Genomic DNA, 21907 nt, shown 5'->3' with positions numbered 1-21907 from the left:
GCCCAAGCCTTCATTCCCAATCACCCCAAAAGCCTTGTTGCATCGTGTTGCAGTCGCTCTCCATTTATTTCAATGGGTTACACTGAGTCGCGGCAGCTAGACGCAACATGCCATGCGACATGGATTGACGACTCGCGTCCTCTTTGCCAGCTTGTGGATAACAAGGGGGGGGAGATATGGGGTTATTGGGCTGGCTGTTTGGGCGGAAGCGAGTCGACGCCTCCCCGCAGAGCGTCAATGTGCCCGGTCATCTGGTCGGACGATTTGCCAAGGATCGGCATAAGCCCGAGGGCAAGTGGGTCCAAACAACGATGATGATCAAGGCAGCGGGCGTGGCACATCGAAAGCAAGCGGCCTTGGAATTTGCTCAAGCAGCCAAAAGCGCTAGCGATGCGGGACAGCGATACGGCGTCACTGTCACCCCGGATCGTAACAATGCCCATGACCAGAATGCAATAGCGGTGCACGGCTTTGTGGGAAGCAGATCATGGCATGTCGGCTATCTGGATCGAAATACGGCAGCGGAGCTACACCATGACCTGTTGTCGAAGAAGATACCAATAGCAGGGGAACTGTATGAAATTTATGTGGGCTCGGACAGCTACATGGAGATCAAGCTGATTATCCTTGCACCTCCCGGCCACAGCATGAAAGCTCGCATTAAAGCGCATCATTAAGCCGCCCTCTCCATTGTTACCCGCAGGCCCTGATTGATCGCGATCCAGTCAAACCGCTGAGGGGTTATCGAACTTGTTCGGCAGTTGTTCACGGGATGGGTAAGCACATAGTCGAAGATCGGCGGGGTTAAACGCTTCGGAACGTTCTTTCCCGTGCGCAGTCGGCTTGCTGTAAGCTGACATGAGTTGCTGCAATAGAATGCACCACTCTGACGGCCCATGAACGGCTTATCGCAGAACCGGCATACACTTGGGAACTTGGTGAACTCTTCTGTCTTCCGATATTTGAAGTAGCAGGCTTGTGAACAAAACTGGCGCGGGTCCTTGTCACCATCGTGCATAAACGACTTGCCGCAGCACAGGCATTGACGGCGGTCGTTTTTTGCCCGTCGCAACACTCGTGTGGCGCTCCGATAGATTTGAGTGTCCCTGCGAAACTCATTTGCTTGTCTATCGACGGCAAAAGCGCGTCCACATTCAACTGTGCAAAACCTTCCCCCTACAGCCGGATCACGCTCGCCACCGCACCACGCACAGTTCTCGATAGGGGTTGTGTATTCCCTTTGCCCCTGTTCCCATGACGGGCGCTCGACTTCCATCCTCTTAAAGCCGCCAGCGACAACCAGCGATGCTTCCAGATCAGACCGATCCCAACGATGACCTTTAAGGCACAGTGAAGCACGAACGCCAGCGCGAACCGATCCTTCGTTTTCAAACGGAGATAAGCGCCAGTCTGAGAGAACATCCATCACACTGTCAATTAAGCTCGCCCTGTCCTTTTCCTTGTAAATAGGTGCAAGCGGCAGCGGGCGCGCTTTCTGTCCATCTCTATACAGCTTGAGCTGCTTGCGTGGATTTACGCCGTAATTTGCATGCCAGTCCGAAAGCTTACGCCGTTTCTTGCTCATCCGAACACCGCATCAAACAGGTCAGCGCTAAGCTCCCCGGTTGGCTGGCGACTGACATTTTCCTCGGACTTGTTTTCACGCTGTGAATAGAAGTACTCGACATAGGCCGCATCCATGGCACGCAGGATCGCTACATGGTGCGGCTGGATGCTCCAGCGGTTAATTTGTCCATAAGACACAATATCGGCGTAACTGATCGGGTTCGGGCCGTTCATGTGCCATGTACGCACGGCATTCAGGTCCATGAACCATTCCCAAAGCAGATTGCCACCGGGAGGCACTAGAACCGATTTACGGGATGCCAGCGCCTGTTTGAGTGCTGACACCATTGCCTTTTCCATACGGTCGATCGCGGTCATCGCAGCATACCTCGCTTCTTGGCATCACGCACGGCCATCACAGTTCGCGCCTTAAAATCCTGACTGCCCGCAAACTTATTGACGGTCTTCTGTGCAGCCTGCGCGGATTGAGCGACCACATACGCCTGAAGGTTGCCGTCCTTATCGACAGACACGCGAACATCAGACTGAACATTGACGTTCTGGCTCCGGCCTCCTGCCCCCTCTTTACCCAGCATGTGATTTGGTGTGACCTGTGATCCACGCGGAAGGTGAACCAGTTCCGGACCTTGCTCGCCGACAAGCGCCGTGCCTCCGGGGGTGAAGGTGCTGCCCCTTGCGTAGAGTCCGATCCCTCCACCAGCGAAGGCACCGGCAAGCTGCCCACTGAATGCAAAAGGTGATCCACCGCCACCGAATAAACCAAGGATTTGACCAAAAATCCCACCGCTGCCAGCCTGATTTACCTTGAATATAGCATCGAGAACATCGTCGAGTAGGCGGTCTGCGACACGGCCCAGAGCATTTGCAAGGGCGTCGGAGGCGCTTTCGCCGTTAAGCATTCCCTGAATGATGCTGCCGGTGGCTTCGCGAGCACTATTGTTGATGTCCATCAACCGTTGCTGCGATGCTTCCCATGCCTCGTTCTGGCGATAGGTGCTTTCAATCAGGGCCTCAATCTGCTCCTTTTCCTTCGCAGTTGCCGCCGCACCAGCTTGGCGAAGCGCAATCATCTTCTCTTTCTCAAGTGCAGTTTTACCGACCAGAGACGCTTCGAACTGCAATTCTGCGATGAGACTTTCAACGGCCAGCCGCTCCCGTTCCGCAGCCTTTGCCGTTCTGTCACGCTCCCGTTCAGCATCTGATTTCTTGCTGCCGCCTTTACCGGGCTTTTCAGGTGGTATGTAGGGCGCAACAGGTGGCTGCTCTGGTGTCGTGACGATGATATTCTTGCGGCGGTCCAACTCATCATTGAGGAGCTTTTCACGGGCGATAATTGCCGCAAGCTGGCTTTCGCGATCCTTGCCAAAGATACCAGCAATGCGATCTTGAATGCCGCCAGCGGCTTGGGTGGTATTCAGACGCTCACGTCCTTGGCGTAGAATTTCAAGCTCGGCTTTAATGCCAGACACGCTCTTTTCATTCAGCGCGTTCCACTGGCTGATAAAACCTTGCAGCGCCGTCACAGCATCCACGATGGCCGCTTTGAGCGTCGAGCCGATGGTAGTGGCAATCTGGTTGAACTTCTTATCGACTTCCTCGGCCTTCTTGATGAAGTTTTCATCCATCACAGCGCCCATCTTGTCGGCTTCATTGAGCGTTGCTGTGATGCCTTCGCGGCCCTGTTCAATCAGACGCACGAACTGCTCGCCGCCAGAACCGCCCAGAAGTTCGTCAAAGATGCGGACACCGGCAGCGGTATCCTTGAGCCTGCGGGTTCGATCAATCAATTCCAGCATGAACTTGCTGGGGTCTTTGATCCGTTCCTTGACCTCATCTGGCGACATACCGAGGCGCTGAAATGATTCAGCGGCAGAGCCTTTGCCGGTCTGGATATATTCATCGGCGCGAAGGTTCAGCTCCTTGAAGCCGTCGATCATCGCATCGATACCGATTTTGTTCTGATCGGCCACATAGCGCCAGCGTTGGAAGTCCTCGACATTGATGCCAGCGGTCTTGGCTTCATAGGATAGTTCGGCAAAGCTTGCCGCTACACCGCGAACTGCGGCGGTGACACCGGCCAAGCCGCCTGCTGCAATCCCGCCCCACACCCCACCAGCAAAAGCCTTGCTGTATCCTCCGACCTTTGTGCCGATGGTTGCGAATGCCTGATTGACCCGGCTTGCGGATCGTGTCGCATCCTGCTCCATCTGCCGGGTCGCGCGGGATGAGTTTTGCCGCAGTTGCTGGAATGTGCGACTGCCGGTGCGCTCGGCGCGTTTCCATTCCTTTTCAAACTGATTGACACGCGCTTCAAGAGCCACAAACAAGCGTTCGGTATCGTCTGCCATCAGATCCAATCCTCTATATTGCCGTCAAAAGTGTCGTAACTGGATCGTCCGCTGTCACCGGCTGCACAGCGGGCAACGGCCATGGCGGAAGCCACAGCACCGTCGATCGACATCCAGAGCTTGGGTTTTGTGAACTTGGCGACGTGGCCGTGATCATTCCGCTTCACCACGACATTCGAGAAGCAATGGCGAAGGACAGGGTGACCGCCGTGCCGGAACTCACCGGCCAGAATAGCGCGCTCAAGCTCATGAATGGCGGGCATCATCAGGGATGGCACCTGCCGCATGTCTACGACCGGCAGACCCATTTCCAGCAATTTCGGCTGCACCTGACGCGCCATGAACGGATCGAAGGCTATTTCCCTCACGTCGAAATCTTCACACAGTTCTACGATCTTGTTTTCAATCGGCTGGAAAGCGATGGTTGAACCTTCCGTGGCAGTGATCAGTTCATCGTCCACCCACTGACGATAGGAACCGCCCGACATGTCTTCCCGATCATCAATGTTGTCTTCCGGGCAGAAAAACCACGGATGCACGACATAGCCATCAGCATCGCGCCAGCAGGCCACGATGACCGAAAGGTCAACGGTTGAAGATAGATCGACGGCCAGCCAGCAAGGTTCATTCCGCAAGCTATCGAGATCAATCCGACCCTTGCCAGCATCATAAATATCCATGTCCACGAATGGATCGGTGGCAGCATCCAGCCAGATATTGAGCTTCAATTGTCGCAGGGACTGGCGCTCGCCTACGCTGCGCTCTGCCCGCTTGGCATGACGGCGGAAGCCATCAAGGGAGGGATAGCCATGGCGCAGGCCGGGATTGACCTCATGCCAGACATTCTCATCGCGCCAGTCATCGTTCCGGTCGGCTTCAAATATGATCGGCAGAATGGACGGATCATCGACCTCGCCGCGCGCTACCTTGCGGGCATCCTCGACCACATCCCACGCAAGATTGTCTTGTCCCCGTCCTGCCGTGGTGGCGACAACCAGCAGGGGATTATCGGTTTTATCCAGACCAGTTGTCAGGGCTTCCCAAAGATAACGGTTCGGCCAGATATGGATTTCGTCAGCAAGGACGAATGCCGGGGTGCGGCCATGCTGTGTTCCTGCATCACCTGAAATGACTTCGAGAAATGAGCCCTCTTTCGGATAAACAATCTTCTTGGCGCTGTTGTGCGCGTCATAAGCACGGGTTGCGGCCACCACACGCTTGTCGGCGCGAATGATGCCCAGAGCTTCCTTGAAGGCGATCCCGGCCTGTTTGCGGTCAGCAGCGGCAAAGATGGCTTCGCCTTCCGGCACTCGCTCCGGCCCGATTGTGTGCAGCAGCGCCAAGGCAGCGGCCAGACTGGTCTTTCGATTACCACGAGGAAGCAACAGCACCACAGTCTTGACGATACGCGAACCGTCCTCATGACGTGGGCCATAGATGCGCCTGACAATCCGCTCCTGCCATTCGTCAAGCTGGAAGGCGTTCTTCGGAAGGATCGACTTCGGATGGCGCAGGGCGCGCAGAAAACGCACGGCTCTGTCACCATGCCCGAAAGGATCATCGATCTCGGAGCCGTCATATATCCAGTGGGGATAAGTCTTCGTCACCATCTGACGCTTTCCTCACTGCTGGCCGCGAGCGCGACACAGGTGTTAATCCGAGTTCAGCCGCAAGCTGGCGGGCCGTTGTCATCGCCTTATCCTGCGCCCGGAACAGCACTGCATCGAAATCACCCTGCAACTTGTCTTCAAGCTGGCGGACCCGGCCCATTGCCGTGCAATAGTTTTCGAGAGAACCAAGATCACCATTGGTCAGAATGCGCCGCTCGATCAGGCCGGGCATGACACGACGCCATTCCGCCTTGGCTTCCTTCGAGAGCCATGCCGGAGGCGCGGGAACACGGTCCATGGCATCATTGTCGATCACGAGACGCGGCTTTGCTCCCTTCATGGTCGGCTCACACACCTGATTTCCAAGCCCTGCTTGCGACCGAGTTCCTTAGTCTCCTTGATGTCGAACTCCAAACCGGCATAGATGATCTGGTCTTCGTTCTTCACACCGGGGAAATACCGGGTGCGGAAGATAATCACCGTGTCATCGCTCGCGCCGTAAGAGCGGATATATTCTTCGGTGCTGGCCTGAACGATCTGGGCGCGCAAGTCTGCCAGCTTCGCCCATGCGGGTGTCTGGTTGCCCATGCCATCGTCAACGTACGAGGCGCGCTGAATGGTAATGAGGCGATCAAGCTTACCGGCTCTCATGAAACCTCCTGAGTGATTGCCCGCACAGTGACGATGCCGTGGCTGAAATCGCCCTCTGGATCGCGAAGAAAGCGGGTGCGGTACACGTGGCAGTCAGCGAAGTGAAAGCCGTCCACGGTCTGAAATCGGGCCTTTCTGACGGCTTTGGTTATCGCTGCCGCGATATACTTGCCCCCGGCGAGACCGGCCTCCTTCTTCCAGATATGCAGATCGTGGAAAACTATGGTCACGTCGCGAGCCAGATACTCGGCGTCGTCAGTCTGATCGGTGCCAAGATTGATCGACGGATCGACTACGGGACGCGCATTCGTGTCGTGAATATTCAGCGCTGGCACCAACGCGATGACACCCGCGTCGTTGCGCAGGCGCTCGATCAATGCCTTCTGGAGTGCGATTTCCGGGCTGCTCATAGAATGGTTCTCCGTTGCAGCCAAACGCGATGTGCATGGCCGGGAGACTTGCGAGCCTTGCGCATGATGCGGCGAACCTGAAGCGTCCACATGAAGCCGCGCAGGCGATGAATGAGTGCTGTCATTTCTTGCCCCACTGGTCTCGGATTGCTTTGCGCATGGCTCGCTTGATGCGGTCACGAGCGCGCTTGTTCTGGGTGCGGACTGTCGGCCAGAAGAACGGCTGTTCCTTCGCTTTCGTGGTTCCGTACTCGACCAGATGCGCGTACCGCACGTCACGATTGCCAGCCGTGATTACGGCCTCGTTCTCCTTGGTCTGATAGCTGCCGCCGGGTTGGGAATACGGTGGCGTCTGCTGACCGGGGCCGGTCACCTGAATGCTGTCGATCAGCGCGCCGGTGTCGCGAGAGGTTTCGGCAAGGCGCTTCATGCCGGTCGCCATTTCATCAGCCGATTTGACCAGCGCAGGCTTCACGGCCTCACGCACCGCTTTCGGGATAGCGTTCATGCGCCGCTGGAACCGGGACAGTCCACCATCATCAGCCATCAGAACACGTACCTCCGGAATTCATTCACGATAGGCCAGACGCCGAACGGAAGGTCTTGCGCATTGACACCGACAAGAACAGCTTCACGATTTTCATACCAATGTGCTGCCGTCTGATAGATTGCCTCAACAAGTGCTGCCGGAACTTCCTCTTGGTCCGCGCCGCCATAGGTTTCCTCCAACTTGAAGCCAAGCAGGCTCTCGATATAGTTCTGTGCCGCCTTGAGCTTTCGAGACAGGAGCGCGTCATCGTTCACGCCCTGATCAGCAGTGAAATTCAACTGATCTTTAAGCTCTTGCAGGGTCACGATTTCAGCCATTTCCGAAAACTCCAATTATGTCCTGTCTTGCGCGAAGTCCCCCGCGCCGGTCCCCGTGAGGGGTCAAAAGTTGAAGACCACCCCCGGTCATGCTGACCTCGCGATGTTGGATTGCAGGAGAAGGCCGAAAGACCAGCACACCACGCTGTTGGCCTCGTCCATGATTTCTCCGGCGGACATGACGTGAGCGATGAACTGGCGACTGCTGCCATTGGCGAAGGTGAGCATGAATGCGTGGGGATTGACGCTGTTCTCTGCGGACAGCATGAGCAACTGGCCTGCGTCTGCATCATTCTGTGCAGTCACCACCTCCATCGTCTGCGCAGGCCGTGCGATCTTCTGATGATCTGGGATAGGTGGATTGTCTGGATCACAGGGATCAGGCAGCATGGTGGCGTTGGTCTGCCACTCACCACTGATCTGACCAAGGCTGTATAATCCATTGACCTGTGTCCACGCCTCGCCGGTGAAGTCAGATGCACTCACCTGTCGAGCGGTCCAGTCCTGCCGAACCGCTCCTATATGCAGGGATGTGCCTGACGTGGCGAAGAACATAGATTAAGCCTCCGTCGCGTTGACGCGCACGATATTGGAATTGATGCCAAGGGTTGAGTTGAGCTTCATCACGTTGTTGGCCGTATCGAGTGCTTCTGCTGCGCTCATAACCTTGGCGATGAACATGCGCTGTGAAGGCGTTCCGCCTGCTGGAGCGTCGTTGAACTCGATCTTGAAGGCATAGTCATGGATGGCCTTCTCGGCAGCGAGCAAGGCGATCTGGCCAGCGTCGGCATAATCGATGCCACAGACCATCTCCATATTACCGGCGTTGCGAGTGCCCTTGAGCTTCTGGGTACGGTTCTTGCCGATATCGTCAAAGGTGATCTCGGTTGCCGTGTCGCCAAAGGTGCCGATGCTTTCCAAATTGTTCACCTGGGTCCACGTCTGGCTTGTGAAGTCAGCGGCCACGAAGTCGGCAGGCTTTGCATCAAGCACACCTCCGATGAATACCTTCGCGCCAGCAGTTGCGAAAATGGGCATGGTTTAACCCTCGTTCTGATTGCGCCGCTCTTCCGATTGCTTGGCGCGGGAATGACAGGGAGTGCAAAGGGGCTGCCAGTTGGCACGATCCCAGAACAGTGTCTGGTCGCCCTTATGAGCTTTGCGGTGATCGACCAGCGTGGCAGGCTGTCCACAACGGGCGCAGGAGGAATAGACGGCAAGGTATTCCTTGCGGGCCTTCTCCCATTCGGCTGTGTAGCCACGCTGGCGGGCTGTTGGGCGCTTCTTGTCGAAGCGGGCTTTGCGCTCCTTCTCAAGCCGCTGCACAGTGATGCATGGCTCTTTACGGGTGTGAGCCTTGCCGCAATGACTGCATATGGAAGGAGCGCGCATCGTCATATCAGGCCACCGGCGCGATGTTCGGATGACCGAGGATGGCGACCACACCGGCGGCGATGCTCGTGCCGCCTGCCTTGGTGGCAACGGCGCGGACATAGCGCTTGCGCTTCGAACCGATATAGCCGATCCGATAGGCCGCATTGGCTGCAAGGGTCGCCGGTACGCTGCCGAGAAGGTCAGCAGCGTCAACATCCGTCCAGCCGCTCGTTCCCGTGTCGCTTTCCTGAAGCTTCACAGTGAAGTCGCCTGCCGCGTCGATTGCGCCGGTGTTGATGACGAACAGCGCGCTATCGAAACCCTTGAGGTCGATGGATACGCCGTTCGTGTTAGCGGTCAGCACTGCCGGAGCAATCGCCTGAACCGCCTTGTTATCGTGGAAGGTGTCTTTCATGGCTTGGCCTCCTTAGCTCGCAGCGATCTTGAGGAACTTGATCGCATTGAAGTCACCGGCACCGCCGCCTACGCGCTTGTAAACGTCGAAGACGATACGGCCCTTCTGGGTGAGTTCATCGCGGTTGATGCGAACGCCCTGACGGTCAACAATGACGTAGCCCTGACGGAAGTCACCGAAGGCGATAGGCAGGGTATTGGCCCCGATGTCCGGCATGGTTTCATCGATCTCGACACGCTGGCCGAGAAGCGGATGCTCAATGCCTTCGATCAGATTGCCCGTGGGTGCCCACAGATAGCGGTCGTTGGCGTCCTTGATCTGGCGCAGGCGGATTGCCGTGTTGCTGTTCATCAGGAACGTTGCATTGCCCTTGTATGGGCGGCGCAGCGTGGCAACGAGCTTGATCAGGGCATCGGCCAGTTGAATGTCGGTCGGCGTTGCACCGGCGGCGACATACTGGAAATTGCCCCACGCACGGGTGAAATCCTTCTCCGGTGCTGTCGGATAGGTCAGCAGGCCAGTCGGGGAATTATCCACACCATCGCCGGTCATGAATGCTTCGCCCTCGGTTTCGCTGAAATCGTGGGTGGCATTGTTGATCAGCCATGAAGCAATATCAGTGGCCGCATCATCGAGCAGGTGACGGGTGGCGACGGGAGCGGCATAGAGTTCGGCCACGCCATACGAATGCTTGATGAGTTCCGGGCGAGCCGTATCCTGCGGACGGTCTTCGCGTTCCGAAACCCACTTCGCACCGCGCTTGCCCATCGAATAGAAGCGCTCGTACTTGTCGGTCGAAATGCTGACGACTTCCGCAAGCCCACGCATGGGAGACAGATCAGTCATCAGATTGCGGATGGTCAAATCGACCGTAGGCAGAACGAAATAGCCACCATCCACATTGTTGTCGGATGCTGCGGCCTTCACTTCCACGTCAGAGCCGGTGCGGGCAAAGTGAGAAAGGGCCTTGCGTTCGATCTCGTTCTGCTCGTCCTTGTTGCCACCACCGCCGAGGCGGCCAGCCTTCTTCTCGATTTCATCAAGGCGATCATTCAGAGCTTTCAGATCAGGATTTTCGCCCTCGACCTTTTTGAGACGCTCGTCCAGTGACGCCCGCAGATCATCAAGCGATTTGGTGACGATGGAAACCGGATCGTCATCCTCGCCCTTGCGGGTGATGCTCACGCTGCCGAGCAGCGCTTCTTTCATGACATGCTGCATGTCAGTTCCTTCCAATCTGCGCGGCTGCGCGTTGAATGGCAGCGGCGATATTCAGCGCCAGAACTGCCGATTTGGCCGAAGTCACCTTCGCGCCGGGATGCATCGGGATCGTCACGAGAGACGCTTCCAGAAGCTCAAGAGATTTGATGGTGCGCCCGCCGCCGGTACGCGGGCTGGAGCTTTTTGTGATGAAGCCGATAGAGACACCGCGAACGGCACCGGACTTGACCAGCGCTTGCACTTCGCGGGCACGGATCACCTCATCGACCAGAAGCTTGCCGGTGAGGTGCAGGCCATCCGACTTTTCTTCGGCAATGTCCCACGTCCCCACAGGATCGTTCATGTCGTGGCCGAACAGGATCGGGATAGGCATCTTGGCGGATTTGAACGCGCCGGGTTCAATCCAATCGCCAATGCGATCAGGAGTGCCGAATTTCCAAGCCAGACCGGAAATCAGACCCGCGTCACCGGCGATCATCTTGGTTTCAACGAACAGCCGATCCATCACGCTACCTCACGGAAATGAGCGCGGTTGCTGGCGAAGGCATCAATCTGGGCTTCCACCCACGACACAGCCAGAAGACGCAGAACGTTCTTGTGATTGAACGGGAGGGATTTGCCGTCTTCGGTGATTTCCCACTTGGTCACGAGGCGAGCCAGACTGTTCAAACGGGCGCGCTCACGATCCTCGCCGGACACAGTGCCGTCAGAGCGGGTGCGCTCCATCAGTTCATCTGTCATGGCGATACGGGCGTCATGCGCCGTCTTGCTGTCCGGGCCGACGATCCATAGCTTGATCCCGGTCGGCTCTCCGGTGACAGGATTGACCAGCTCACATTCGCGGCCCCGGTCCTGATCGGTCACATTGTTGAGGATGTCATCAAGCGTCATCGGTCGGTTCTTCCTCGTCGGTTACTGAATTTTTAGTAGACGGGGTATCGTTCTCATGAACGGACCCTGGCTGGCTCGATCCAGTGTTCGGGTTTTCAAATGTGTCGCCATCCGCTACCGGCTCCAGATCAAGCCAATCTCTGGCCTCGTTGCGGGTCAGCACCATGGACGAACGCAACGAACTGATTGCAGTCGCACGGGCCGTCAGATCGACATTGGTGAAGTCGTCACGGTCGAAGCGGATGGCGTGGTTCTTGCGCTCGTCCTTGGTGAACAAGGCGCGGCGCAATGCGCCTTCCAGTGCTCGCAGCCATGGCTCAAGGCAAAGCTGGAGGAACTGGCGGTGCATCTCGGCACTATTCGACCAAGTGGCTTTCGTCAGATCGCCAAGAAGGGTCGCCGGGAGATTGAAGGCGCGGGCGATTTCTTGAAGCTGGAAAAGGCGAAGCTGCTGAAACTGCGCATCGACACTGGAAAGCTGCATCTGCTTCCACTGCGCGCCATCCCACAGAATGCCGGACTTGCCGGAATTATCGGCACCGTCCATCATCGTTCGCCACATGGCGATCATGTTCTTTGCGCCCTCATGACCGAGGGGCTTGGGCGTTTCGATCACACCGCCGGGACGCGCCCCGGTGCCGAATAGCTTGGCCGCGTGGCGTTCCATCACAATGGCAACGCCGATGGCTTCACGGCACAATGTCAGCGGGGATTTGTCAAATGTGCCGCGCAGATGAATGATTTCGCTGGCATCCTGCAGGACGCCATTCACACGATAACGCGGCTGCAAGGTATCGTCGGGATAATCGACATTGATGAAACCGGGACGATACCGGATCAGTTCAAGGGGCCGTCCATCCATGCTGCGGGAGACACGGGCAAGCCCGCCCTGATCCCGGCAAAGTGCATCGACCATGATCGAGCGGATGAATTCGAAACCGGAAGTCCACTCGTTCGCCTCGCTGCGCAGCAGATCAACGGCAGGATGACCGGGAACTTCCTTCTCCGATCCATCGGCGGCAATTTCCACCACCTTCACATTGAGGCTGGCAGCGGCTTCGGAAATGGTACGAACCGCAGTGGCAACGGCAGGGACGCGCAAGGCTATCTCGGTCGAAACCGCCACACCCGTTGCAGTCGGCGCACCCTGTCCAAGCATCTCAAGGATTTGCTCGTCAGTCAGTGCTTTTTTGCGGTAAAAGGGCCATATCTTCATGGCCCTTAATGTCGCTTGTAAAACCCGAAAATGTTATCGGATAGAATGGGTTAAACTATGTTTGTATGGGGCGCGCTCGAAAGAATGCCTCAAGGTCATCGGCATGGGCGCAATATCGTGTCCCCATCTTCTTTACCGGGCTTCCCTCCAGATTGACAAGAGTGTGTCTGACATAATCGGCAGATGTGCCGATCTGGGCGGCAATGGCTTCCGCCGTCCAGATGATCCGAGTTCGTGGCCGTGGTGGAGCCATCATCTTGTCCAGCTTCTCCGGGGTGAGTTGATATCTAGCAGCCGTCGTCATCTAGCATCTCCTCCGGCGTTTTGCTGGCCCACTGGATGATACGCCCTTCAGCTTCGTATTCACGAATAACCTGCCGATGATCGATAGTGGCAGGCGAACGGATAGACTTAAGATGAATGCGCTTACCGTCAGGAAGCAATGATGTGAATGTCACGACCCAACAGTCATCGCCGCCTTCCATAATAGGGATTTCTTTTGCCACGGCCTCGACAACCGGCACAGGCTTTTTTGGTGTCCGGCTCCTGCGTACCTCAACCACCGGACCTTTCCGCGCTTCCCTGCCAAACAGCTTTGCTGACATGCGGCGTTCAAGTTCTTCGTCGCTCATATCGCTCATAGCAGCGCCCCCGGTCCCTTTTCCTCTATCTCACGAATAAGCCTGTAGGCAGCTTCGCGCTGCGCCAGCCACTCAAGGGCCTGCTCCTGCAACTCGGCTGGGAATGTACTGACTGCCTCATGGAAGAGGTCTGCAATCTGGTCTTGTTCATTTTCCATCAATTCGACCTCGCACGGATAAGGCGGGCTTCAGTTGCCGCCAGACTGGCTTCGAGCGCAGTTAATGCGAACCGCTGGCGCAGTTCCTGGATAACAGGATGCGGCTTCATATGGTCGGGCGTGGTCGCCAGCCAACGAGCCGCTTCGGTCACGCGGGGGTTGGTCGGGGTCATTCCACCCCCTCCTGAACCTTGAATGATTGCAGATGGCCGGAAGCCCACTTGGCAAATTCTGCGACCTGCGCAAGATTTTTCATGTGCTTTTCAACCTGATCTGCGCGTAATGTCAGAGTGTAGAACTCAGCTTCAGCTTCCTTCTCCTCGTCACATGCATTTCGAAGTTCCATGAGCGTCAGTGTGTCTTGAATGCTTTCTTTCTCAATATCCACATAGCGCCCCAGCCAATTGTTCTCACGTTCAAGACACTCGGAAGCGCTATCGAGATAGCTAATGATGAGTGCCAATACTTCGGTGTATGTTGCGAGTGGTTCAGTGCTCATGCTGTCTTCCTTTCTTGGAAGCGGGCAACTGTTCCATCGCCCTTACGATTTGGAATGTTGTAGATGGCTTCTATCGCTGCCTTGCGGATCAGGTGCGGCATTGCATCGATCACGTTTGACGGCTTGGCTTCTGCCCATGCGAAAAGATCAAGCTGGCTCATGCGGCACCTCCGATTATCTTGCTGGCGATCCACTGCGATTTCTTCTCTGCCGGATTTATCGGATCGCCTGTCATCCGGTCCAATGCTCGCCATGCTTCCGCATGGGTTTCGAAAGGGCCAGCCAGCATCTGTGCGCCGCCTGCCACGTAGTATTTGCCGTCTGGCTGTTCGATCACGGTCATGCGCGATCCTCCATCCGATATTGGGACAACCATTTCGAGGCGAAGGAACAGAACTCGGACCCATTCCTGATGTTATCCATTACCTTCTGAATTCGCAGGTCATGAAACAGGACCGTGACGAATTCTCTTTCCTGTTGGGCGTCACTTTCGTCCATACCGCCGCGCTCAAGGCCCATCTTGATACTTTCCTCGCGATCCTCGCGACCTTCGGCTATTTCCCCTTCAAGCCATTTGAGATTCTTCTCAAGCACGGTGGCCAATAGAGCGAGGTTCTTCACCAAGTCAGAGAAGGCCTCCGCTTCGGTCATCGTCACATTCTCGGTCATGCTGCGCCTCCATTCCCGTTCTTGCGGCAGTCATCGAACGCCATGCGGTTCAGTTCCGCCTGCACGGCGCGGGCAAAACGATCAACCATTGCTCGACACTCCGCATCTGGAAAGCCGATGACAGTATATCTGGCATGTAACCGCCTGCACTCGGTTTGCCACCATTTGGCCGCGGACTTAGCGTCCCGACGATCCAAGTTTATTGCCGCGCGTTCAATCGCTGCAACTTCCGCCTCAACAGGAAACAGTATCACGTTCATGCTGCGTTCCTCCGTGCCTCTGGAATGGAATTATAACTATCGTCACTCCCATGAGGCGCTGCCTCTTGGAACTCCGCTGGGGGATGCTCCCCCAGACCCGCGCTACGTTCGCCGTTGGCGACCGAGAGGGGCTTCGAAATGCTGGAATTGTCGGCGTCAAGAATGCTGCCACTTGTGTTTGAGACAAGAGTGTCGCCACTTGTATATATATCTACTCGCGATTGTTCTGTCTCACACCGTCTCCGATACCAAGTAGCACGAGAAATCCCTTCGGCTTCCCATGGCTTCAGATGCGTGATTGTTGACGCGGCATGGGATTTCCGATCCTTGCTGCCACGCATACGACGAAGATGCTCTTGCCTTTCCCGATCTCTTTGACGTTTCCGCTCTTTCGCCAGCTTATTTCGTTCCTGCCGAGAAATGTCGCAGGCACCGATAGTGCTCAGTCCGATTGAAGTTCGCTCCTTGAAAGTGATCATAAGCAGACCGGCCACGCCATCGGCAGTGATCATCATCTTGCGTTTTGCTGCTTGGATTTCAGCATTCACTATTTCTGCCGTGCTGGCCCATGGTGCCCATTTCGCACACCAACTTGTCATGCACTGGCCTTCAACCTTGGAGAGGGATGCAGCCAGAATATAATTTAGGCAGAAATCCCTATCGTCTGTGTCAGAAGGGTCGGGGATCATTCCGCCATGTCGGGATCGAATGACCTTTTCAACTTCACGCAATCTCATAAGCTCACGCGAAGGCTTCCAGTCGTGACGGCGGGTCTTCGTGCGTCCGATCTGGCCTAATGCAAGCTTTTCCATACGGGTCAGTTGATCTAACCTGTTCTTCAAGGGGAGTTTTCCTGTCATCGGTCATACCTCCGCTCATAACGGTCCCAGAGACGATCTGCGCGGTTGCAGCACATGAGCGAAAGCTTCTGCCAGAAGCGGATACGGAGAATGGAAATCAGCCTCATCGTCCCGCCTCCAATGCTGATAGCCACTGATCTTTAATCCGGCTGCTGCGCTCTCGGACTTCGTTCATGATGAAGAACATGTCTTCAATGTCTTGCTTTCCGAGATACCAATAATCAGGCCGTCCGGTCACTTGGGTAGGCACGTGCGTGAAATTGTCTGTCAGCATCCTGTTCATGATTGAAACGGCGCTTTGCAAATCCAGAACTGGACTTTCCATATCCATGACTTGCTCATGCTGGGTGCGAGCGATTTTCTTGTCAGCCATCAGCTTGCCCTCCCGGCCTGATAGGCGATTGCTTCCCTCTGATTTTCGATGTTCCCGAACATGATCGGGTAGCCGTTGCCGCGTGTGGCTGGCAGGATGACCGCCATAAATTCACCGTCCATCCATTGGTTCAAAGCTTCCGAAAGCTCGCGGGACAATCGGTTAACTCGCATGACTGGCGATTCTGTTGCGCCCTCTGGGGAATTTGTGGTATTGCTATCCATGTTCTTCATACCTGTAGTTGGGTTTGAACCATGGCTCGGAGAGGTTGCCGCCTCTGCCGGGCCTTTTGCTTTCTGGGTTGCCTTCATCACGAAAGCCTTTCTGGAAGATTGTTCAGTACTGTCATTGCAGTGGGTGAAATATCGCCAGCGTGTGTACGGCAGACGCGGATCAATGCCTCTTTGGTGCGGCAGTAACTACGGCTATCGTATCTGGACTGGCCGTTCCTCTCTCCCGCACGGTATTGAAGTATCCACTGAATACCATCTCGACACGCAGTCACCCGCCAACGGTCATTCAGGACCGCAATAACACCGTGATAATTGGCATCGCTCTCGCGGTGGCTTGGTGTCTGGGTCATGCGGCTTTCCCCTTGAAGAAGGCGACCAGTTCGCCGCGCTCGATAACCCAGCGATCACCTATTTTTTGGGCAGGTAATTGGCCCTGTTTCAACATGTAAGCAGTGGCTGCGAAGCTCTGGCCAATGGCTTTTGATATGCCATCAATGCCCCAGATCAGTTCCAATGCTGTTTCTTTTGCCATAGAAAAGTTCTCCGATTGTTCATGAGTGCAACTTGCCATCACAAGACTTTATTAACCGAGATTGGCGATGAGTGCAAGTCGCCCTATTGCATTTTCTGGTGGCAAGTTGCACTCATTAAGAATGAACGAGAAAACAAAGTACCCAAGTGAACTCGCAGAACGTTTTCAAATCCGGCTCCCACCGGGATTAAGGGATCGCATCAAAGTGTATGCTGAAGCCCATGGCCGCTCCATGAACACAGAGATCGTACGAATACTCGAAAGAGAATTTCCAGAACCGTGGGATATGACAGGGCGCGTCAATGAGCTGGTAGAAATGCTGAAGGCCGTTAAGGCTGGCGATCAAAACGACGATAATGTGCAAAGAATTGCAATGCTCATTGAAGAAACGATCAATGGCATTGTCTCAGGCCGAATTCGCGGCGTTGACGAACATGCGAGAAATGCAATCGGCACGACATGGGGCGAATACCAAATGGATCTTGCACAAAATAACGATTTCAATACCAGCTTGGACCCTGAGGAAGCCGAATCGCTACACCATTCAGGAACTACCGCCAAGTACGTCTGGCCAGATGGCACAATCGGCCCAAAACCTGATGACCCATTTGGTAGCTCTGAACGCGTTTCAACGCGAAATCCCAAAGATTATGACGATCCAGATTTCCCGGACTAAGCCATGTCGATCCGCAAGCGTGAATGGACCACTCCCAAGGGTGAACTGAAAACGGCATGGGTTGTGGATTACAAGGATTTGCAGGGTAAGCGCCGACTGAAAACCTTTGCCCGGAAGAAAGAGGCAGACGCCTTTGCCGCCACCGCGTCAGTTGAAGTGCGCGAGGGTGTTCATGTCGCTGACAGTGCAACCGCGACCGTAGATGAAGCGACAAAGCTCTGGATAGCGAGCATCAGGGGTTCAGGCCTTGAGCGATCCACTGTTGAAGACTACGAGCGGACTCACCGACTGCACATATCCCCATTCATAGGATCATTGAAGCTTACCGCGCTGAACACCATTCGGCTGCGGGCTTTTGAGGATGAATTGCGCTTGGCTGAAAGATCAGCATTCACGATCAAGCGGACTATTACGAGTTTGGGGACGATGCTGGCCGACGCGCAGGAGAGGGGCCTTGTCATCAGGAATGCGGCCAGAGAAATGCAGTCCCGGCGCTCGACCAGTGCAAATCGGTCAGAGAAGCGCCAGAAGGGCCGTTTGAAGGTCGGGATTGATATTCCAGCCAGAGAAGAGATTTCAGCGCTCCTTGGTGCTGTTTCTGGTCGCTGGAGGCCTTTCATCATCACGGCGGTATTCACCGGGCTTCGGGCGTCTGAGCTTCGGGGCCTTCGCTGGCAAGATGTGGACTTTGATAAGCGCACTGTTCGGGTCCATCAGCGAGCAGATCGCTACGACAATATAGGCGCACCAAAATCGATTGCAGGCGAAAGAACCATGCCTGTTCCGCCATTACTGATTAATGCGCTGCGGGAATGGAAGCTTCAATGCCCGAAACGGAAAACCGCTAAGCTCGACGCCGAGGGCAATCCTGTCATGGTTCTTGATCTGGTTTTCCCGAATGGCGCTGGCAACGTGGAAGGCCTGCGGAATATCCTGCGGCGCGGAGTTCATCCAGCATGGATGGCGGCAGGCATCACGGTTGAGACCGGAGAAGTTGATAAAGACGGCAATCCGATCCTTGGTCCGAAATACACAGGAATGCACTGCTTGCGGCACTGGTATGCGTCGTGGTGTATCAATCGCAAGGAAGACGGCGGACTGGAATTGCCACCGAAATTGGTTCAGGAGCGCATGGGCCATTCCACAATTGCAATGACAATGGACACATATGGCCACCTTTTCCCGCGTAATGATGACGGGAAAGAACTTGAGCAAGCAGCCGATGCGATCTTTACAGGCGCAAATTGATGCGACATAGATGCAACATGGCGCTCTAAAAGCCCAGAAATAGGCGCGTCGCACTTCATTTGGGATCAGGGGGTCGGAGGTTCGAATCCTCTCGCTCCGACCATTTTTGAGATAATCCACCGACATTGATATATCCTGATCAGCAATCCATGGCGCGCCTCTTTATCGCGTTGACATGATGCGGCGTGTAAACTATTGCCTTGATGAAATTATCGCCTCTCAGGAGGTTAAAGCATGAACCAGGGTTCTTGAAATGGTTGCACGTATTTATCGTCCAGCTAAGACCGCGATGCAGTCTGGCAAGGCCAAAACCGATCGCTGGGTTCTGGAATATGAACCGGAAAAGCCCCGTGAAGTCGAGCCGCTGATGGGCTACACGTCTTCGCGCGATATGAGAAGCCAGATCCGCCTGTTCTTCGACACGCGTGAGGATGCTGTAGAATACGCGACCCGCAATGGTATCGCCTATCGGGTTTTTGAACCGCATGAAACCGAGCGGCGCAAGATTTCCTATTCCGATAACTTCCGTTTCGACCGCTCCCAGCCGTGGACGCATTAAAACTTCTTCCGCCTGAAAACTTATTCAGGCGGTGAATTTGATGCTGGCCGCATTTGTGGAATCTGGTTAAGAAATATTAATCGAGTTCACAGGCAAATGCCTCTGGATGAGAGGTCCCGTAGCTCAGCTGGATAGAGCACCGGCCTTCTAAGCCGACGGTCACAGGTTCGAATCCTGTCGGGATCGCCATCATCTTTTCTTTGCGACGACAGCCTGAATCGATGGATTCCAAACGCTCGATCTCTGCGCAAGAGGACTATCGGTTCCTCTGGATAATCCGGGATCTATACTCGTTCAGGATTGGATTTCCCGGTTCAGTGCTCCGGTTGACTTCGGGCCTTTTATCCCGGGGCATTTTATATTGAGGGCGATCACGCCCTCTCGTATTACGCTCTGCCTCGCGGGAGCGGTTCGAGGAACGCGCCTCGCGCCTGTCCCGCCGCGGACGGTCATCGCGGTAATAACGCCCGGATCGGTAGTGCTGGGAACGATAGCGTGGCCCGGTGCGGTAGATAACGGCGGAGCTTTCATAACGGCCATAGGCGGGGCCGTAGTCTCTATAGCCATCGTAATAATATGAATCGCTCACGCATCCGGACAGGACAAGCGACAGCAAAGCAACAGTTGCGGCTGAAACAAGAGCTTTGAGAGTCATGGGGATATTCCTGTTACTATTTCGGATGTAGCCGTATTTTGATCTTCCAACCGACCAATCGCAAATCACAATAAAAATCCGGGTGCTGCAAAAAGCCAGATGAGAGCGCATCCCGAAAACTGCGTAACGGTTTTTCAAAAGATGCGCATTTAAACAAACGCTTGGAACGCCTATTTGTTCCAATCAGATCGCAACGTGCTCCAAATGAATAAAGATAATATCGTAACTACGACCTAGAGCATGTCTCCCAAAAGTGGGTACCGGTTTTGGGATAAAGACATGCGTAAAAACAAAGAGTTAAAGCATGTTGTATGAATACGATAAAACGCAACACGCTTTAGCGGTGCTCGTCCGCGTTCTGTTCTATCCAGTTTCGCGCCGCCTCCCATGAAGGGAAAGCCTTGCGCTCGTCATGGAGGGCGTAAGCGACCCAGCGGCTATCCGGGTTTGCGGAGTCCTCCTTCATGATGGTGCCGATACGCCGTCCCCGAAGGTCATGAACCGGATAGATCATCATCGATGCTCCTCGTTGAAGCTGAATTCAACCGCGAAAACCCTCACAGAGCAAGCGTATTTCGTATAGGCAGGGACTTGCCATAAATGCGCTTCAACTTCGCTCGCTTGAACGCGTGATGTTGAACCCAGCCGGCAGATGATATTATCGCAGCGATCTTTTCATGATCAGTGGCCCGTCTGGCTGTGGGGCGGTGAACCGCATGATAATGCGGATCGTTCTTGATCTGACCTCGGTCTTGCTTGCACATTCTATCAGTGCCTGCTGCGCGCTGATGGCAAATTGCTCACCAGCCCGGCGCACGGGCTGATATTCGACAGCGACGATCTGGACCAGTTCGCCTTCGCTGTTATAGGTGACTTCGAATGTCGCGGACGCCCTTTGATAGTCGCCCCCGTCGGGCAATTGCCAGCATTTGCTCGCCATTTCCGTCACGATCTCGGCATCGGTGGCCGCGATCGAATGGGTGGCGGATAATATGAGTGCAAGAATGCCCAGCAGGCCGGTTTTATTCATGCGCTTTCCAGGTGAATCAGGTTTGCATATTCAATCATGTTCACAAGGTAAGGATGAATGGCCTTGATTGCCAGCAAGGAGGCGGGAATAGTATAAGTCCGGGCCTTTTCAAGCTGTACTGCATGAAAAGCCGCAGCATTGTGATGAAACTGCGGCATTGTCCGGAGCGACGACCTGCTACTCTGGCGTTGCTTCGCTTTGGGGCTGTTCTTTTTGCTTCGTTTTTGCCGTTTTATTGGAAGAGCTTTTTTTGCTCTTTTTTTCCGGCGTGCCCTTTAGTTCCGCGGCGAAATCAACGGAAGAAAGAGCGGAATTCGCCAGCACCTGATGGATGATTTCAATGAACTTCACTTCATCATCGATGAAGATCGATCCCTGCCGGGGTCTGGAGAAACGGTTAAGCCCTGTAAATGAAAGCGTTTTGCTTTCCGGATCGTAGGCGATGGTATTGATTTTCGCTATACGCATTGATCTGATCTCCATGCTTCTCGCTTAGGTGACCCGATAAGACTGTCATAATCAATAGGCACGATTATTATAATCGAATTGAAGATCAGCCAATGCGTCCGCTCAGGCCTTCTTGAGAAATTCGGTGCGCAGAACAAGCCCCTTGACCTGTTTGGTGTTGCAATCGACTTCCTCCGGATTGCCGGTCAGGCGAATGCCCTTGATCAATGTTCCGCGCTTGATCGTCGTCGAGGTGCCTTTCACCTTCAGATCTTTGATGAGGGTGACGGAATCTCCGTCGGAAAGCTGGGCGCCATTGCTGTCGCGTACAATTTCATCGGACATAGGTAAACTCGGCTTGTGATTGGTTGATGTTTCACCAAGCTTATACGAGGCGGGGCAGAGCGCTGCAAGGCTTCCCTGAAGTCGCATTGGCCCCGCCGCATTTTGCGGCGGGGCTATGATAGACCTGCAATA

Annotated in this window: 40 protein-coding genes and 1 tRNA gene; 5 read left to right on the top strand and 36 right to left on the bottom strand. The window is 55.0% G+C overall.

The genetic code is table 11. From position 1 onward, the window contains the following. The first annotated feature begins 176 nt into the window (after window positions 1-176). Window positions 177-677: an HIRAN domain-containing protein gene (locus tag DKP76_RS10575; RefSeq protein ID WP_109706388.1), complete on the top strand. Its 501-nt coding sequence runs from the start codon at window positions 177-179 to the stop codon at window positions 675-677. On the opposite strand, the gene DKP76_RS19025 is transcribed toward DKP76_RS10575, so the two are convergent. From DKP76_RS19025 to DKP76_RS10445, 32 genes are all read right to left on the bottom strand, one after another. Then, window positions 674-1585: a hypothetical protein gene (locus DKP76_RS19025; protein WP_146198921.1), complete on the bottom strand. Its 912-nt coding sequence runs from the start codon at window positions 1583-1585 to the stop codon at window positions 674-676. The genes DKP76_RS10575 and DKP76_RS19025 overlap by 4 nt on opposite strands. Further along, window positions 1582-1944, bottom strand: a complete 363-nt coding sequence (locus DKP76_RS10565) for a phage tail assembly chaperone (RefSeq protein WP_109706386.1) — start codon at window positions 1942-1944, stop codon at window positions 1582-1584. Before DKP76_RS10565 ends, DKP76_RS19025 begins: the two co-directional genes overlap by 4 nt. Then, window positions 1941-3935 carry a hypothetical protein gene (locus tag DKP76_RS10560; protein ID WP_109706385.1) on the bottom strand — a complete coding sequence of 665 codons (1995 nt, stop codon included), beginning with the start codon at window positions 3933-3935 and terminating at the stop codon, window positions 1941-1943. Before DKP76_RS10560 ends, DKP76_RS10565 begins: the two co-directional genes overlap by 4 nt. Next, window positions 3935-5545: a terminase large subunit gene (locus tag DKP76_RS10555; protein WP_109706384.1), complete on the bottom strand. Its 1611-nt coding sequence runs from the start codon at window positions 5543-5545 to the stop codon at window positions 3935-3937. The genes DKP76_RS10560 and DKP76_RS10555 overlap by 1 nt, the downstream gene beginning before the upstream one ends. Beyond that, window positions 5511-5885 (bottom strand): P27 family phage terminase small subunit, encoded by a 375-nt coding sequence (locus DKP76_RS10550; protein ID WP_109706383.1) that lies wholly within the window; start codon window positions 5883-5885, stop codon window positions 5511-5513. Before DKP76_RS10550 ends, DKP76_RS10555 begins: the two co-directional genes overlap by 35 nt. Further along, window positions 5882-6196: a phage head closure protein gene (locus DKP76_RS10545; RefSeq protein ID WP_109706382.1), complete on the bottom strand. Its 315-nt coding sequence runs from the start codon at window positions 6194-6196 to the stop codon at window positions 5882-5884. Before DKP76_RS10545 ends, DKP76_RS10550 begins: the two co-directional genes overlap by 4 nt. Continuing rightward, a complete protein-coding gene (locus DKP76_RS10540) occupies window positions 6193-6606 on the bottom strand; it encodes a DUF3168 domain-containing protein (RefSeq protein WP_109706381.1) in 414 nt (137 codons plus the stop codon). The genes DKP76_RS10545 and DKP76_RS10540 overlap by 4 nt, the downstream gene beginning before the upstream one ends. Beyond that, complete coding sequence (locus DKP76_RS19750; protein ID WP_280953523.1) at window positions 6603-6731, bottom strand: hypothetical protein; 129 nt, start codon at window positions 6729-6731, stop codon at window positions 6603-6605. The genes DKP76_RS10540 and DKP76_RS19750 overlap by 4 nt, the downstream gene beginning before the upstream one ends. Further along, window positions 6728-7153 carry an HK97-gp10 family putative phage morphogenesis protein gene (locus DKP76_RS10535; protein WP_109706380.1) on the bottom strand — a complete coding sequence of 142 codons (426 nt, stop codon included), beginning with the start codon at window positions 7151-7153 and terminating at the stop codon, window positions 6728-6730. The genes DKP76_RS19750 and DKP76_RS10535 overlap by 4 nt, the downstream gene beginning before the upstream one ends. Beyond that, the gene (locus DKP76_RS10530) at window positions 7153-7473 is read right to left on the bottom strand and encodes a head-tail connector protein (protein WP_109706379.1); all 321 of its coding nucleotides are present in this window, start codon (window positions 7471-7473) and stop codon (window positions 7153-7155) included. Before DKP76_RS10530 ends, DKP76_RS10535 begins: the two co-directional genes overlap by 1 nt. A gap of 87 nt (window positions 7474-7560) precedes the next feature. Then, window positions 7561-8028, bottom strand: coding sequence for a hypothetical protein (locus DKP76_RS10525; RefSeq protein ID WP_109706378.1), 468 nt, complete (start codon window positions 8026-8028; stop codon window positions 7561-7563). Window positions 8029-8031: 3 nt separating this feature from the next. Then, on the bottom strand, window positions 8032-8511 hold the full coding sequence (locus tag DKP76_RS10520) for a hypothetical protein (protein ID WP_109706377.1): 480 nt from the start codon (window positions 8509-8511) through the stop codon (window positions 8032-8034). A 3-nt stretch (window positions 8512-8514) separates the two neighbouring features. Next, the gene (locus DKP76_RS10515; RefSeq protein ID WP_109706376.1) at window positions 8515-8871 is read right to left on the bottom strand and encodes an HNH endonuclease signature motif containing protein; all 357 of its coding nucleotides are present in this window, start codon (window positions 8869-8871) and stop codon (window positions 8515-8517) included. Window position 8872: 1 nt separating this feature from the next. Further along, a complete protein-coding gene (locus DKP76_RS10510; RefSeq protein ID WP_109706375.1) occupies window positions 8873-9262 on the bottom strand; it encodes a hypothetical protein in 390 nt (129 codons plus the stop codon). 12 nt (window positions 9263-9274) lie between these two features. Beyond that, window positions 9275-10483 (bottom strand): phage major capsid protein, encoded by a 1209-nt coding sequence (locus DKP76_RS10505; RefSeq protein ID WP_109706374.1) that lies wholly within the window; start codon window positions 10481-10483, stop codon window positions 9275-9277. Window position 10484: 1 nt separating this feature from the next. Beyond that, entirely contained in the window at window positions 10485-10988 is a 504-nt protein-coding gene (locus tag DKP76_RS10500) for an HK97 family phage prohead protease (protein ID WP_109706373.1), read from the bottom strand. Beyond that, window positions 10988-11374, bottom strand: a complete 387-nt coding sequence (locus DKP76_RS10495) for a hypothetical protein (RefSeq protein WP_109706372.1) — start codon at window positions 11372-11374, stop codon at window positions 10988-10990. Before DKP76_RS10495 ends, DKP76_RS10500 begins: the two co-directional genes overlap by 1 nt. Then, entirely contained in the window at window positions 11364-12533 is a 1170-nt protein-coding gene (locus tag DKP76_RS10490; RefSeq protein WP_245410196.1) for a phage portal protein, read from the bottom strand. Before DKP76_RS10490 ends, DKP76_RS10495 begins: the two co-directional genes overlap by 11 nt. A 112-nt stretch (window positions 12534-12645) precedes the next feature. Continuing rightward, window positions 12646-12894 (bottom strand): hypothetical protein, encoded by a 249-nt coding sequence (locus DKP76_RS10485; protein WP_109706370.1) that lies wholly within the window; start codon window positions 12892-12894, stop codon window positions 12646-12648. Continuing rightward, on the bottom strand, window positions 12878-13222 hold the full coding sequence (locus DKP76_RS10480) for a hypothetical protein (RefSeq protein ID WP_146198920.1): 345 nt from the start codon (window positions 13220-13222) through the stop codon (window positions 12878-12880). Before DKP76_RS10480 ends, DKP76_RS10485 begins: the two co-directional genes overlap by 17 nt. Before the next feature lie 5 nt (window positions 13223-13227). After that, window positions 13228-13389: a hypothetical protein gene (locus DKP76_RS19200; protein ID WP_158279434.1), complete on the bottom strand. Its 162-nt coding sequence runs from the start codon at window positions 13387-13389 to the stop codon at window positions 13228-13230. Beyond that, window positions 13389-13562, bottom strand: a complete 174-nt coding sequence (locus tag DKP76_RS19370) for a hypothetical protein (protein ID WP_199224791.1) — start codon at window positions 13560-13562, stop codon at window positions 13389-13391. Before DKP76_RS19370 ends, DKP76_RS19200 begins: the two co-directional genes overlap by 1 nt. Then, on the bottom strand, window positions 13559-13888 hold the full coding sequence (locus DKP76_RS10475; RefSeq protein ID WP_109706368.1) for a hypothetical protein: 330 nt from the start codon (window positions 13886-13888) through the stop codon (window positions 13559-13561). Before DKP76_RS10475 ends, DKP76_RS19370 begins: the two co-directional genes overlap by 4 nt. Next, a complete protein-coding gene (locus DKP76_RS19365) occupies window positions 13885-14049 on the bottom strand; it encodes a hypothetical protein (protein WP_192799694.1) in 165 nt (54 codons plus the stop codon). Before DKP76_RS19365 ends, DKP76_RS10475 begins: the two co-directional genes overlap by 4 nt. Continuing rightward, window positions 14046-14231 (bottom strand): hypothetical protein, encoded by a 186-nt coding sequence (locus DKP76_RS10470; RefSeq protein WP_109706367.1) that lies wholly within the window; start codon window positions 14229-14231, stop codon window positions 14046-14048. Before DKP76_RS10470 ends, DKP76_RS19365 begins: the two co-directional genes overlap by 4 nt. Next, on the bottom strand, window positions 14228-14557 hold the full coding sequence (locus tag DKP76_RS10465) for a hypothetical protein (RefSeq protein ID WP_109706366.1): 330 nt from the start codon (window positions 14555-14557) through the stop codon (window positions 14228-14230). The genes DKP76_RS10470 and DKP76_RS10465 overlap by 4 nt, the downstream gene beginning before the upstream one ends. Then, window positions 14554-14817, bottom strand: a complete 264-nt coding sequence (locus DKP76_RS10460; RefSeq protein WP_109706365.1) for a DUF6074 family protein — start codon at window positions 14815-14817, stop codon at window positions 14554-14556. The genes DKP76_RS10465 and DKP76_RS10460 overlap by 4 nt, the downstream gene beginning before the upstream one ends. Next, window positions 14814-15677 carry a hypothetical protein gene (locus DKP76_RS10455; protein WP_146198919.1) on the bottom strand — a complete coding sequence of 288 codons (864 nt, stop codon included), beginning with the start codon at window positions 15675-15677 and terminating at the stop codon, window positions 14814-14816. Before DKP76_RS10455 ends, DKP76_RS10460 begins: the two co-directional genes overlap by 4 nt. A 103-nt stretch (window positions 15678-15780) precedes the next feature. Further along, a complete protein-coding gene (locus tag DKP76_RS10450; protein WP_109706363.1) occupies window positions 15781-16050 on the bottom strand; it encodes a hypothetical protein in 270 nt (89 codons plus the stop codon). After that, a complete protein-coding gene (locus DKP76_RS19020) occupies window positions 16050-16361 on the bottom strand; it encodes a hypothetical protein (protein ID WP_146198918.1) in 312 nt (103 codons plus the stop codon). The genes DKP76_RS10450 and DKP76_RS19020 overlap by 1 nt, the downstream gene beginning before the upstream one ends. After that, window positions 16361-16633, bottom strand: a complete 273-nt coding sequence (locus DKP76_RS19015) for a hypothetical protein (protein WP_146198917.1) — start codon at window positions 16631-16633, stop codon at window positions 16361-16363. The genes DKP76_RS19020 and DKP76_RS19015 overlap by 1 nt, the downstream gene beginning before the upstream one ends. Continuing rightward, window positions 16630-16815, bottom strand: a complete 186-nt coding sequence (locus DKP76_RS10445; RefSeq protein WP_109706362.1) for a MerR family transcriptional regulator — start codon at window positions 16813-16815, stop codon at window positions 16630-16632. The genes DKP76_RS19015 and DKP76_RS10445 overlap by 4 nt, the downstream gene beginning before the upstream one ends. A 67-nt stretch (window positions 16816-16882) precedes the next feature. Between DKP76_RS10445 and DKP76_RS10440 the strand changes: the two genes are divergently transcribed. The 4 genes from DKP76_RS10440 (at window position 16883) to DKP76_RS10425 (ending at window position 19487) form a co-directional block, all read left to right on the top strand. Beyond that, window positions 16883-17491, top strand: coding sequence for an Arc family DNA-binding protein (locus DKP76_RS10440; protein ID WP_109706361.1), 609 nt, complete (start codon window positions 16883-16885; stop codon window positions 17489-17491). Window positions 17492-17494: 3 nt separating this feature from the next. After that, complete coding sequence (locus tag DKP76_RS10435; protein ID WP_109706360.1) at window positions 17495-18739, top strand: tyrosine-type recombinase/integrase; 1245 nt, start codon at window positions 17495-17497, stop codon at window positions 18737-18739. Between the two features lie 253 nt (window positions 18740-18992). Further along, complete coding sequence (locus DKP76_RS10430) at window positions 18993-19298, top strand: ETC complex I subunit (RefSeq protein WP_109706359.1); 306 nt, start codon at window positions 18993-18995, stop codon at window positions 19296-19298. Window positions 19299-19410: 112 nt separating this feature from the next. Then, window positions 19411-19487 (top strand) — tRNA-Arg (locus tag DKP76_RS10425). An 803-nt stretch (window positions 19488-20290) separates the two neighbouring features. Here the strand turns inward: DKP76_RS10425 and DKP76_RS10420 are convergent. The 4 genes from DKP76_RS10420 to DKP76_RS10405 all read right to left on the bottom strand — a co-directional run bounded on the left by DKP76_RS10420 (window position 20291) and on the right by DKP76_RS10405 (window position 21775). Next, window positions 20291-20470: a hypothetical protein gene (locus DKP76_RS10420; protein ID WP_109706358.1), complete on the bottom strand. Its 180-nt coding sequence runs from the start codon at window positions 20468-20470 to the stop codon at window positions 20291-20293. Window positions 20471-20611: 141 nt separating this feature from the next. Beyond that, complete coding sequence (locus DKP76_RS10415; protein ID WP_109706357.1) at window positions 20612-20983, bottom strand: hypothetical protein; 372 nt, start codon at window positions 20981-20983, stop codon at window positions 20612-20614. Between the two features lie 177 nt (window positions 20984-21160). Continuing rightward, entirely contained in the window at window positions 21161-21451 is a 291-nt protein-coding gene (locus tag DKP76_RS10410; RefSeq protein ID WP_109706356.1) for a hypothetical protein, read from the bottom strand. Between the two features lie 102 nt (window positions 21452-21553). Then, a complete protein-coding gene (locus DKP76_RS10405; protein WP_109706355.1) occupies window positions 21554-21775 on the bottom strand; it encodes an alkylphosphonate utilization protein in 222 nt (73 codons plus the stop codon). Window positions 21776-21907 lie beyond the last annotated feature (132 nt).

The sequence above is a fragment of the Falsochrobactrum shanghaiense genome, assembly GCF_003149535.1.
GTDB classification, from domain to species: domain Bacteria; phylum Pseudomonadota; class Alphaproteobacteria; order Rhizobiales; family Rhizobiaceae; genus Brucella; species Brucella shanghaiense.
This window is presented reverse-complemented; position numbering and strand designations above follow the sequence as displayed.

Bases quoted from the DNA above. Each gene is read 5' to 3' on its own strand.
- DKP76_RS10575 (WP_109706388.1), top strand. From the start codon at position 177: ATGGGGTTATTGGGCTGGCTGTTTGGGCGGAAGCGAGTCGACGCCTCC.
- DKP76_RS19025 (WP_146198921.1), bottom strand. From the start codon at position 1,585: ATGAGCAAGAAACGGCGTAAGCTTTCGGACTGGCATGCAAATTACGGC.
- DKP76_RS10565 (WP_109706386.1), bottom strand. From the start codon at position 1,944: ATGACCGCGATCGACCGTATGGAAAAGGCAATGGTGTCAGCACTCAAA.
- DKP76_RS10560 (WP_109706385.1), bottom strand. From the start codon at position 3,935: ATGGCAGACGATACCGAACGCTTGTTTGTGGCTCTTGAAGCGCGTGTC.
- DKP76_RS10555 (WP_109706384.1), bottom strand. From the start codon at position 5,545: ATGGTGACGAAGACTTATCCCCACTGGATATATGACGGCTCCGAGATC.
- DKP76_RS10550 (WP_109706383.1), bottom strand. From the start codon at position 5,885: ATGAAGGGAGCAAAGCCGCGTCTCGTGATCGACAATGATGCCATGGAC.
- DKP76_RS10545 (WP_109706382.1), bottom strand. From the start codon at position 6,196: ATGAGAGCCGGTAAGCTTGATCGCCTCATTACCATTCAGCGCGCCTCG.
- DKP76_RS10540 (WP_109706381.1), bottom strand. From the start codon at position 6,606: ATGAGCAGCCCGGAAATCGCACTCCAGAAGGCATTGATCGAGCGCCTG.
- DKP76_RS19750 (WP_280953523.1), bottom strand. From the start codon at position 6,731: ATGACAGCACTCATTCATCGCCTGCGCGGCTTCATGTGGACGCTTCAG.
- DKP76_RS10535 (WP_109706380.1), bottom strand. From the start codon at position 7,153: ATGGCTGATGATGGTGGACTGTCCCGGTTCCAGCGGCGCATGAACGCT.
- DKP76_RS10530 (WP_109706379.1), bottom strand. From the start codon at position 7,473: ATGGCTGAAATCGTGACCCTGCAAGAGCTTAAAGATCAGTTGAATTTC.
- DKP76_RS10525 (WP_109706378.1), bottom strand. From the start codon at position 8,028: ATGTTCTTCGCCACGTCAGGCACATCCCTGCATATAGGAGCGGTTCGG.
- DKP76_RS10520 (WP_109706377.1), bottom strand. From the start codon at position 8,511: ATGCCCATTTTCGCAACTGCTGGCGCGAAGGTATTCATCGGAGGTGTG.
- DKP76_RS10515 (WP_109706376.1), bottom strand. From the start codon at position 8,871: ATGACGATGCGCGCTCCTTCCATATGCAGTCATTGCGGCAAGGCTCAC.
- DKP76_RS10510 (WP_109706375.1), bottom strand. From the start codon at position 9,262: ATGAAAGACACCTTCCACGATAACAAGGCGGTTCAGGCGATTGCTCCG.
- DKP76_RS10505 (WP_109706374.1), bottom strand. From the start codon at position 10,483: ATGCAGCATGTCATGAAAGAAGCGCTGCTCGGCAGCGTGAGCATCACC.
- DKP76_RS10500 (WP_109706373.1), bottom strand. From the start codon at position 10,988: ATGGATCGGCTGTTCGTTGAAACCAAGATGATCGCCGGTGACGCGGGT.
- DKP76_RS10495 (WP_109706372.1), bottom strand. From the start codon at position 11,374: ATGACGCTTGATGACATCCTCAACAATGTGACCGATCAGGACCGGGGC.
- DKP76_RS10490 (WP_245410196.1), bottom strand. From the start codon at position 12,533: ATGCTTGGACAGGGTGCGCCGACTGCAACGGGTGTGGCGGTTTCGACC.
- DKP76_RS10485 (WP_109706370.1), bottom strand. From the start codon at position 12,894: ATGACGACGGCTGCTAGATATCAACTCACCCCGGAGAAGCTGGACAAG.
- DKP76_RS10480 (WP_146198920.1), bottom strand. From the start codon at position 13,222: ATGAGCGACGAAGAACTTGAACGCCGCATGTCAGCAAAGCTGTTTGGC.
- DKP76_RS19200 (WP_158279434.1), bottom strand. From the start codon at position 13,389: ATGGAAAATGAACAAGACCAGATTGCAGACCTCTTCCATGAGGCAGTC.
- DKP76_RS19370 (WP_199224791.1), bottom strand. From the start codon at position 13,562: ATGACCCCGACCAACCCCCGCGTGACCGAAGCGGCTCGTTGGCTGGCG.
- DKP76_RS10475 (WP_109706368.1), bottom strand. From the start codon at position 13,888: ATGAGCACTGAACCACTCGCAACATACACCGAAGTATTGGCACTCATC.
- DKP76_RS19365 (WP_192799694.1), bottom strand. From the start codon at position 14,049: ATGAGCCAGCTTGATCTTTTCGCATGGGCAGAAGCCAAGCCGTCAAAC.
- DKP76_RS10470 (WP_109706367.1), bottom strand. From the start codon at position 14,231: ATGACCGTGATCGAACAGCCAGACGGCAAATACTACGTGGCAGGCGGC.
- DKP76_RS10465 (WP_109706366.1), bottom strand. From the start codon at position 14,557: ATGACCGAGAATGTGACGATGACCGAAGCGGAGGCCTTCTCTGACTTG.
- DKP76_RS10460 (WP_109706365.1), bottom strand. From the start codon at position 14,817: ATGAACGTGATACTGTTTCCTGTTGAGGCGGAAGTTGCAGCGATTGAA.
- DKP76_RS10455 (WP_146198919.1), bottom strand. From the start codon at position 15,677: ATGACAGGAAAACTCCCCTTGAAGAACAGGTTAGATCAACTGACCCGT.
- DKP76_RS10450 (WP_109706363.1), bottom strand. From the start codon at position 16,050: ATGGCTGACAAGAAAATCGCTCGCACCCAGCATGAGCAAGTCATGGAT.
- DKP76_RS19020 (WP_146198918.1), bottom strand. From the start codon at position 16,361: ATGAAGGCAACCCAGAAAGCAAAAGGCCCGGCAGAGGCGGCAACCTCT.
- DKP76_RS19015 (WP_146198917.1), bottom strand. From the start codon at position 16,633: ATGACCCAGACACCAAGCCACCGCGAGAGCGATGCCAATTATCACGGT.
- DKP76_RS10445 (WP_109706362.1), bottom strand. From the start codon at position 16,815: ATGGCAAAAGAAACAGCATTGGAACTGATCTGGGGCATTGATGGCATA.
- DKP76_RS10440 (WP_109706361.1), top strand. From the start codon at position 16,883: ATGAGTGCAAGTCGCCCTATTGCATTTTCTGGTGGCAAGTTGCACTCA.
- DKP76_RS10435 (WP_109706360.1), top strand. From the start codon at position 17,495: ATGTCGATCCGCAAGCGTGAATGGACCACTCCCAAGGGTGAACTGAAA.
- DKP76_RS10430 (WP_109706359.1), top strand. From the start codon at position 18,993: ATGGTTGCACGTATTTATCGTCCAGCTAAGACCGCGATGCAGTCTGGC.
- DKP76_RS10420 (WP_109706358.1), bottom strand. From the start codon at position 20,470: ATGATGATCTATCCGGTTCATGACCTTCGGGGACGGCGTATCGGCACC.
- DKP76_RS10415 (WP_109706357.1), bottom strand. From the start codon at position 20,983: ATGAATAAAACCGGCCTGCTGGGCATTCTTGCACTCATATTATCCGCC.
- DKP76_RS10410 (WP_109706356.1), bottom strand. From the start codon at position 21,451: ATGCGTATAGCGAAAATCAATACCATCGCCTACGATCCGGAAAGCAAA.
- DKP76_RS10405 (WP_109706355.1), bottom strand. From the start codon at position 21,775: ATGTCCGATGAAATTGTACGCGACAGCAATGGCGCCCAGCTTTCCGAC.